At 71.1% G+C, this 8,505-nt stretch carries 6 protein-coding genes; 5 read left to right on the forward strand and 1 reads right to left on the reverse strand.

The features are described from left to right. From VF665_RS20660 to VF665_RS20680, 5 genes are all read left to right on the forward strand, one after another. On the forward strand, positions 1-313 hold a 313-nt coding region (locus VF665_RS20660), incomplete at its 5' end, for a response regulator transcription factor (RefSeq protein WP_331055358.1). A gap of 124 nt (positions 314-437) precedes the next feature. Then, complete coding sequence (locus VF665_RS20665; protein ID WP_331055359.1) at positions 438-1,766, forward strand: DUF6986 family protein; 1,329 nt, start codon at positions 438-440, stop codon at positions 1,764-1,766. A gap of 695 nt (positions 1,767-2,461) precedes the next feature. Further along, the gene (locus VF665_RS20670; protein WP_331055360.1) at positions 2,462-3,115 is read left to right on the forward strand and encodes a DsbA family protein; all 654 of its coding nucleotides are present in this window, start codon (positions 2,462-2,464) and stop codon (positions 3,113-3,115) included. Between the two features lie 50 nt (positions 3,116-3,165). Continuing rightward, complete coding sequence (locus VF665_RS20675; protein WP_331055361.1) at positions 3,166-3,588, forward strand: PDZ domain-containing protein; 423 nt, start codon at positions 3,166-3,168, stop codon at positions 3,586-3,588. Continuing rightward, the gene (locus VF665_RS20680) at positions 3,585-7,238 is read left to right on the forward strand and encodes a TonB-dependent receptor (protein WP_331055362.1); all 3,654 of its coding nucleotides are present in this window, start codon (positions 3,585-3,587) and stop codon (positions 7,236-7,238) included. Before VF665_RS20675 ends, VF665_RS20680 begins: the two co-directional genes overlap by 4 nt. Before the next feature lie 84 nt (positions 7,239-7,322). Here VF665_RS20680 and VF665_RS20685 read toward each other — a convergent pair. After that, on the reverse strand, positions 7,323-8,505 hold a 1,183-nt coding region (locus VF665_RS20685; protein ID WP_331055363.1), incomplete at its 5' end, for a PQQ-dependent sugar dehydrogenase.

Below are 8,505 nucleotides of genomic sequence, written 5' to 3' on the forward strand. Positions count from 1 at the left end.
GTACGTGCTGCGCGCCAGCTACGCGCCCGCGTCGTGGCAGGGGGGCGATGCGGTGGTGGTTTCGCTGTCGCGCGCCGGCCTGCGCCCGCCGCCGGACGCCGTGCTGCGCGAGCGGTTCGGGCTGACGGCCCGGGAAATCGGCGTGGCGCGCCTGCTGGCCCACGGCCGCGGCAACGCGGAGATCGCCCGCGAGCTGTACGTCAGCGAAGCCACGGCGCGAACGCACACGCAGCGCATCCTGGGCAAGCTGGGCGTGGCCCGCCGCGCCCAGGTGGCGGCCGCGCTCCTGGCCGCGGCGCCCGCCCCGCGCTGATCTCCCGTCCTGCACGCACGGCGGCCTCCGATCCCATCGGAGGCCGCCGTTTGTGCAGGGGCCCGTGCCGTGGCAGATTGCGGGCGGCGGACCATCCCGCAGGCAACCGGACAGGAGAGGGCGAGTGAAGCGGTCGATTCCGGAAGCGGAGCTGGAGCGGGCCGGGGCGCAGCTGCGGCCGGCCAACCTGGCGTTCGTGCGCCGGTACCCGGGTGAGTCCGCGGCGCGGCAGCCCGTGCACACGGTGTACGCGGGCGCGCAGTTCTACACGCACGACGCGGCCGCCGCGCACGGGCGCGAGGCCCTGCACGCGCTGCACGAGTACGCCCCCGAGCCGGATGCGTTCGCGCACGCCATCGGGCTCCCCGCGGACGTGGACGCGGCCGCGCTGTACGCGCGGGTGACCGACAAGCTCACGCGTGAGCCCGTGGAGGATTTTCGCGTGGACTTCGAGGACGGCTACGGCGTGCGGCCGGACGCGGAGGAGGACGCCACGGCGCTGGCCGTGGCGGAAGAAATGGGGCGGGGCATGCAGGCGGGGACGCTCCCCGCCTACACCGGATTGCGCCTCAAGGCGCTCACGGAGGAGATGCGCGGCCGCGCCGTGCGCACGCTGGACCTGTTCCTCACGCGACTGCTGGAGGTGACGGGGCGCAAGCTGCCCAGGGGGCTCGTCATCACCCTTCCCAAGGTCACCATCCCCGAGCAGGTCACCTTCTTCTGCGAGGTGCTGGAACTGCTGGAGCCGCGGCTGGGGCTGCCGGGCGGGTCGCTGCGCTTCGAGATCATGATCGAGACGCCGCAGGCCGTCATCGGCCCGGACGGCACGTGCCCCATGCCGGAGTTTCTGGACCGCGCGCGCGGGCGCATGGCGGGCGTGCACTTCGGCACGTACGACTACACGGCGGGCGTGGGGATCACCGCGGCGTACCAGGGGATGCGCCACAAGGCGTGCGACTTCGTGCGGCACGTGATGCAGGTGTCGTTCGCCGGCACGGGAGTGTGGATGTCGGATGGATCCACCGCCGTGCTCCCCGTTCCCGTGCACGCCGGCACGTCGCGGACGGACGCGCAGCGGGAGGAGAACCGCGCCGCCGTGCACCGCGCCTGGCGCATGCACTTTGAGGACGTGCAGCACTCGCTGGTGAACGGCTGGTACCAGGGATGGGACCTGCACCCGGCGCAGCTTCCCACGCGCTACGCGGCCGTGTTCGCCTTCTTTCTGGCCGGCCGTGACGCCGCCGCCGTGCGCCTGCGCGGGTTCCTGGCCAAGGCCGCGCAGGCCGGCGAAGCGTTCGACGATCCGCATGCGGGCCAGGCGCTGCTCAACTTCTTTCTGCGCGGCATCGCCTCCGGCGCATTCACGCAGAACGAGGTGATCGACCTGACCGGCCTCACGCCGTACGAACTCGCCCACCGCTCCTTCCATCACATCATCGAGGCGCGCCGGTAGCCTTCATCCCCCGCCGGCGGACGGCGGCGAGACTTCCGCCGGAACCCAGCCCAGGCCGCCGCAGCTACACCGGTCTCGCACATAATACTTGACAAATTTTTCCTTGTCCCCTCACCTTGCTTGAGCACCACGGCCACCCTGGCCGTCCTGTCTGATCCAAACTGCGTCTGACCATGGAGCCGGTTCGTGGATCCCTGTCCCCCCGCGTGATCTCGGATCGGGGCTCGGGTGCGTTCCCCGATGAGGTCGAGATCTGCGAATCCGCCACCAACGTGGTGGCATCGTACCGCGACGGAGTGGCCGTCGCGGGGAACGCCTCTCTCAGGAGCGAGCGCATGACGCGGAACCGGAAAATCTCATTGGCTTCCCTTTTGGTCGTTCTGGGAGCCGGCATGTTCCTGACGAGCCCTGCGAAAGCCGCAGCTGCAGAGACGTCCAACTGCGAGGCCACCGTGCGTTCGTACTGCCAGTGGGTGGCAAACACCTACTGCAAGACCGGCGCAACCTGTACGTACAACACCTCGACCTGTGACGTAACGAATGCCCAGTGCTGGCCGAGCATGATGTAGCTTCACATGGGGGGAGGCGCCCGTGCTTGCGCGCCTCCCCCACGGGCCCCGAACGGTCCTCGTAGCCGGCTCGGCGCCGGTGGGTATCTGTCCGCGTGAACCACTGGGTGTGCTGTGAAAGTAAACATGAGCAACGTTGGCACCGCCATCATGGTCCTGTGCGCGGTCACGGTTACCAGTCTCGTAATCCGTCGAGAACTGTTTACGCCGGCAGCGGCCTCCGCGGTGGTCAATGCCGAAACCCGCACGATTGCCGATTGGCGCAGCTATGTGGAGGGCCACCGGATCGGGCCGCAGGACGCGAGTGTCACCATCGTCGAGTTCTCCGACTTTGAGTGTCAGTTCTGCCGCGCGGCCGCGAGCCGGCTGCGGGCGCTCCAGGAGAAATATCCACGTGACGTGGCTCTGGTTTACCGCCACTACCCTCTGCCTTATCACAAGAACGCGGTGCCGGCAGCAAAGGCGAGCGTATGTGCCGCTCGGCAGGGGCGGTTTCGCGAATATCACGACGCGCTGTTCGCACAGCAGGACTCACTGGGAGCCGTTCCGTGGGCCCGTCTCGCGACGGAAGCGGCCGTACCCGACGAGGCGGCTTTCGAGGCGTGCTTCCGGAGTTCCGGACCCGACTCGGAGATCGAGCGCGACCGGGAGGCGGGATCGCGTCTGGGTGTCCAGGGAACGCCGGCGATCCTCGTCAACGAGCGTCTCGTATTTGGCGCGCCGCCGGGCACGCTGGAGGAGTTCGTGGAAAGCGCCGTTCGGGCGGCCGCGCGCAAGTGAATTTCCCGGCGCTCCCGCACCGAATCCAACCGGCTGGAAAAGGAGGGGGAATGTACAAGACCATCGCGTTGGCCCTCATGGCTACCGCCGCCTGCGCCGCGGACGTGGCCGGCCAGCAGCCGGGATCCCCGTCCGCGCCGACCCAGCGGTCGGTCGGAGCCGCCGGCCGGGAGGGGAGAAGCGCCGCGTATACGGGGATCGGTGTGAGCGGGCGGCCCGCTCCTGCTCCGGACGGCACCCCCCGGTGGGCGGACTATCCGCTGGTGCACGTGGTCGCGCAGGGTTCCCCGGCTGCGCGCGTGGGGATTCTTCCCGGAGACGTGCTGCTGCTCGTGAACGGAGTTGACGCGCGCGACCCGCGGGCGCTGTTTGGCGAACCGGGCAAGGTGTTTACGATCCGCCTGCGACGTGGAACGGGCGTTCGCGAGTTCGTCGTCGCGAGCGTCCGCCCTCCCGATCCGCCGGCACGGTGAACGCGCCCGTGCCGGAATCAGGGAAGCCAGCCGGCGCCGCGACGCGGCTCCCGGAGGCCGGCACCAAGCTGCGCCGCCTTTCCGTCGCCGCGGGCGTGGTGATCGCGCTGCTCTCCGCGAATCGCCTGGCCAGCCAGGCGCCCGGTTGCCGGTTGTCCGGGCGCGTGACCGGACCCGGGGGGACGCCCGTCCAGACCGCGACGGTGCAGGCGACGAGCACCGACACTGCCACCTCTGCCACCGCGCGCGCGACTCCGGATGCCGATGGCAGGTTCTGCCTTCGCCTGCGGCACGGGGGCGAGTACGTCGTTCAGGTAGACGCGGAGGGCTTCATCAGCCGCGCGCTGCTGCTCACGATCCAGGGTAACGCCGGGTCGCAAACGTTGGACGTGCAGCTCACGCCGGCCGCCGGCGCGGCCGTCCAGCTCGATCCCGTCGTCGCCCGCGCTCCCCGCCTCACACCGAAGCCCGTCTTGCGGGGAGCGGCGCCCGGAAGCGATCTCGCGTCCCAGGCGTCGTACACGATCGCGCTCTATCCAGGGGTACCCGGAGACATCGCCGGATCCGCGGGCGTGTCAGGCGAATACGTGCCCGTCGCGGGCGGCGCCCTTTCAGTAAACGGACAATCACCGACAGGAAACCGCACCACGCTGGACGGTCCGGGCTACGACGCGCGAGACGTCCCGGCGGAGGGCCTCGCCGCCGGCGGGGTGTTCGCGCATCCTTTCGATGTTGCACACGGCCAGTTCACGGGCGGAGAGATCGCCGGCCGGACAATGGGAGGCACCAACGTCTGGGGCGGCGCGATCCGGCTTGCGCTGGAGCCGCAATGGCGCGCGGCGGGCGAAGTGCCCGGCGGGGGCCGCGGCAGCCAGCCGGGCGAAGTGTTCGTCAGTGGTGGGGGCGGGGGACCGCTGCTGCCGGGGCGGCTCTTTGTTTTCGGTGCGGCGCAAGCGCGGCAGAGGTGGAACGGAACGTCGGGCGCCAATCCGATCGGTCCAGGCTCCCTCGCGCCCGACTCGCTCGCCCGGTTTCAAGGCATCGTGGAGGCGCTGGGGTTTCCGTCCACGCTGACCCGTTCCGCCGGCCATGCGCGATCCGCGACCGCGATTGCACGGCTGGATTACGTGGTGAATCAACGGCATCAGGCCATGTTCCGGATCGACGCGCGCGGCCGGGAAGCCAGCAGCACCGCGGGCCCGGCGCTGCTTCTTTCCGCGGAGCGGGAACTGAGCTACGGGGGAGGCGCGCTGCTGCAGATCACCTCACGCCTGAGCCGGGCGGAGAACGAGTTCAGCCTGCGCGGCTCGGTTTCGGACCGGCGCGTACGTAGCGCGGCGGCGGGTCCACGCGGGGAGGTGTGGATCTCTTCCGCGGTGAGTGGGACCGGCGTGGCAGGGGCGCAGTTGGCCTTCGGCGGGGAACCCGTCGGCGCGCCCGCAGAAGACCGCCGCGGCGTGGAGGCCGCCGACCGCCTGGCCCTGACCCTTGCCGGTGGCAGGCATCAGCTTCAGGTCGGGGGCGCCGCGCAGGCCGAGGTGGTCGGGCGGGCGATCCGCGGCAACCGCCTTGGGACCTTTTCGTTCGCGAGCCTGGGTGATCTGGAGGCAGGGAGGCCGGTGCGGTTCACGAGAGCACTCGGAGAGCGTGCGGCCGAAGTTGCGTCCGGCTACATGGCCGTGTACCTCGCCGACGTCTGGAGGCCCCGTCCTGATCTGCGGCTCATCGCGGGCCTTCGCGGCGAGCGATACTCCTTCGCGAGTCCGCGTGGCGGATCGCCGGCCGGGGACACCGCGTCCGGAATGCTGGCCCTTCCCGCGGATTCGCGCTGGAACCTGAGTCCCCGGGCCGGATTCACCTGGTACCGGTCCCTGCCGGCGAGCACGATCGGCCTCATGGGCGGCACAGGGCTATTCCGGGATGCCGCGGCCACCGGCCCCGTCGCGGCTCTGCTGGCCTCCGAAGGCGGACGCGCCATGAACCTTCGGTGCGTGGGAGCGGACGTTCCCGCGCCGCAATGGCGGACGTACGTCGAGGACCCGGCGGCCATACCCGCCGCATGCGCAGGCGGCACCGGGGCTTCCCCTGCGGTCATGGCCGACGTTTCCGGCTTTTCGGCCGATTACGCACCTCCCACCGTCTGGCACTCCTCCCTGGCGGCGTCGTGGCACCACCAGCCGTCCGGGTTCGGAGCTGAACTGCGCCTCGGCGCCTCACGCGGCCACTCTGTCACGCTTGCGTCCGACCGCAACCTTCGTGCGGAGCCGGTGTTCTTTCTCGGTGCGGAGCAGGGTCGGCCGGTCTTTGTTTCCGCTGATGCCATCGACCCCGCATCAGGCCAGCTCTCGCTCGGGAGTTCGCGGCGTGACCCGCGGCTGGGCGTGGTGCGGGAGGTGAACGGGCGCGGAGCATCAACGGCCCGCACGGTGGGTGTGGTGCTGCACCGTCTTACCGGCACGGGACTGATCCAGCTGTACTACACGTTCACGTCGGCCCGAGACCAGAGCACCGGGCTGGCGGGGCCCGCCGGGGGCTGGGCCACCACGGCGGGTGATCCACGGACGGCCGAGTGGGCCGCCACCGACTTTGAGCAGCGACATGCCGTTCAGCTCTCAACAGAGCGCAACCTGCGGCGTTGGGCTTCGGGAGCGGTGGTGTGGCGGCTCCTGTCAGGTACGCCGTTCACGCCCATCGTGGACGTGGACATCAACGGAGACGGCCTGGCGAACGACCGCGCCTTCATCCCGGATCTCGATGAGGCCCGCGATCCGGCGATCTCGGCGGGAATGGCCGCGCTCCTGGACGGGGTCCCCGCCGCCACGCGGTCGTGCCTGCAGCGGCAGGCGGGCAGGATCGCGGGGCGGAACAGCTGCCGCACGCCCTGGAGTTCGTTCCTGGACGTGCAGCTGAACCTGTTTCCGGGCGGGCCGCGCAACAAGCGCGTCGTCATCAACGTGGCCGCGGAGAACGTCTCATCGGCGCTGGACCAGCTCATCCACGGCCAGGGGGGCCTGCGCGGGTGGGGGCAGTACCCGTCGGCCGATCCGGTCCTGCTCCGTGCCGTGGGCTTCGAGGCGGAGAATCGGACATTCCGCTACCAGATCAACCCCGGGTTTGGACCCAACGCGGGCCGCTGGGGGGGCATGCCCTTTTCGCTCCGGATCCAGGCGCGGGTTTCGCTCGGAGCCGACCCGGCCACGCAGGCGCTGGTGGCGCAGGCCGTCGCGAACCAGGACCGGACCGACGCCGAGGACGTGCGGCTCCAGATGCTTCGGTCGTGGCGGAACGTGCCCGCCGAGGTGCTCGCGTTCCATCGTACGCACTCCGTCGGGCTTGCTCCCGCCCAGATTGCCGCGCTGGTCGCGGCGGCGGACACGGTCCGGGCCGAGTCGGAGCGCATCGCCGGCGCGCTCGCCACGGTGGTGATGGACCTCGGCGGCTCGGATGCGGCGCAGGTGCGGTCTGCCCTGGAGCAGCAGGGGACGCTGCTGGCGGAGGCGGGGCACGTGCTGGAGCGGGGCCTCGCCACGGCCCGCGCGGTGCTCACGCCCGCGCAGCGGGCCCGGGTTCCTCGCCGGCTGCTGGCGGAAGTGCAGGCGGCATTGCCCCTGACCGGGCACTCTGGCGTCAGGATGCTGCCGGACTTCTAGCTCGGGACCCGGGATCCCGGGAACAGAAAGCCCCGGACGGCATGGCCGCCCGGGGCTTCGCGTGTTCGGCTCCGCGTGCGACCTTCAACGCCGCGGAACGATCTTCCAGAGTTCGCCGGCCTGCTCGTCGGTGACCAGGTACAGCGCGCCGTCGGGGCCCTGGCGCACGTCGCGGATGCGCTTGTTGCGGTCGGTGAGCAGGTGCTCCTCGCCCGTCACGCGGCCATTGGCGATCTGCAGCCGCACCAGCCGCATGCTCGCCAGCCCGCCGATGAACAGGCTGTTGCGCCACTGCGGAAACGCACTCCCCGTGTAGAACTGCGCGCCGGATGGCGCGATCACCGGGTCCCAGTAGTACACCGGCTGCTCCATTCCCGCGCGCTGCGTGGCGGCCTCGCCCAGGGCCGAGCGGATGGTGCCGCCGCGGTACTCGATGCCGTACGCCTGCACCGGCCACCCGTAGTTCCGCCCCGCCTGCACGCGGTTGGCCTCGTCGCCGCCGCGCGTGCCGTGCTCCACCACCCACAGCGCGCCCTGCGCGTCCACGGCCGCCGCCTGAATGTTGCGGTGCCCCACCGACCAGATCTCCGGCAGTGCCCCGGAGCGGCCGATGAACGGATTGCCCGGCGCGGGCGCGCCGTCGGGGGTAATCCGCAGCGTCTTGCCGAAGTGGCTGTTCAGCGCCTGCGCCTGCGGACGGGTGACGGTGTCCGAGCGCTCGCCCATGGTGACGTACAGCATGCCGTCCGTGCCGAATGCCAGCCGCGACCCGAAGTGCATGTTGTTGGAGTACGACGGCCGCGTGTGCAGAATCACGCGCACCTGCTCCAGCCGGCTCCCGTCGCGCGACAGCACGCCGCGGCCCACGCTGGTGCCGTTGCCGTCGGCGCGCGGCTCGGTAAAGGTCCAGTAGAGGGTGCGGTCCGTGGCAAAGCGCGGGCTCAGCGCAACGTCCAGCAGCCCACCCTGCCCGCGCGCGTCCACGGCCGGAAGCCCCGCGATGGCCGGCCCGATCTGCCCCGCGGCGCTGACGATGCGCAGGCGGCCGGGCTTTTCCGTCACCAGCAGCGCGCCGCCGGGCATGGGCTCCACCGCCCAGGGCTTCTCCAGCCCGCGCGCCACCACCACCACGTTGAATGCCACGTTGGACCGCACCCCGCAGCCGCGTGTCTGCCCCGCGAACGCCGGACGCTGGCCGGCGCCGTTGGCCGGGCGCGACTCCAGCGGCGTGCACTGCGCCTCCGCCGCCGGAGCCCCGGCGCGTACG

This window comes from Longimicrobium sp. (assembly GCF_036387355.1).
GTDB lineage: Bacteria > Gemmatimonadota > Gemmatimonadetes > Longimicrobiales > Longimicrobiaceae > Longimicrobium.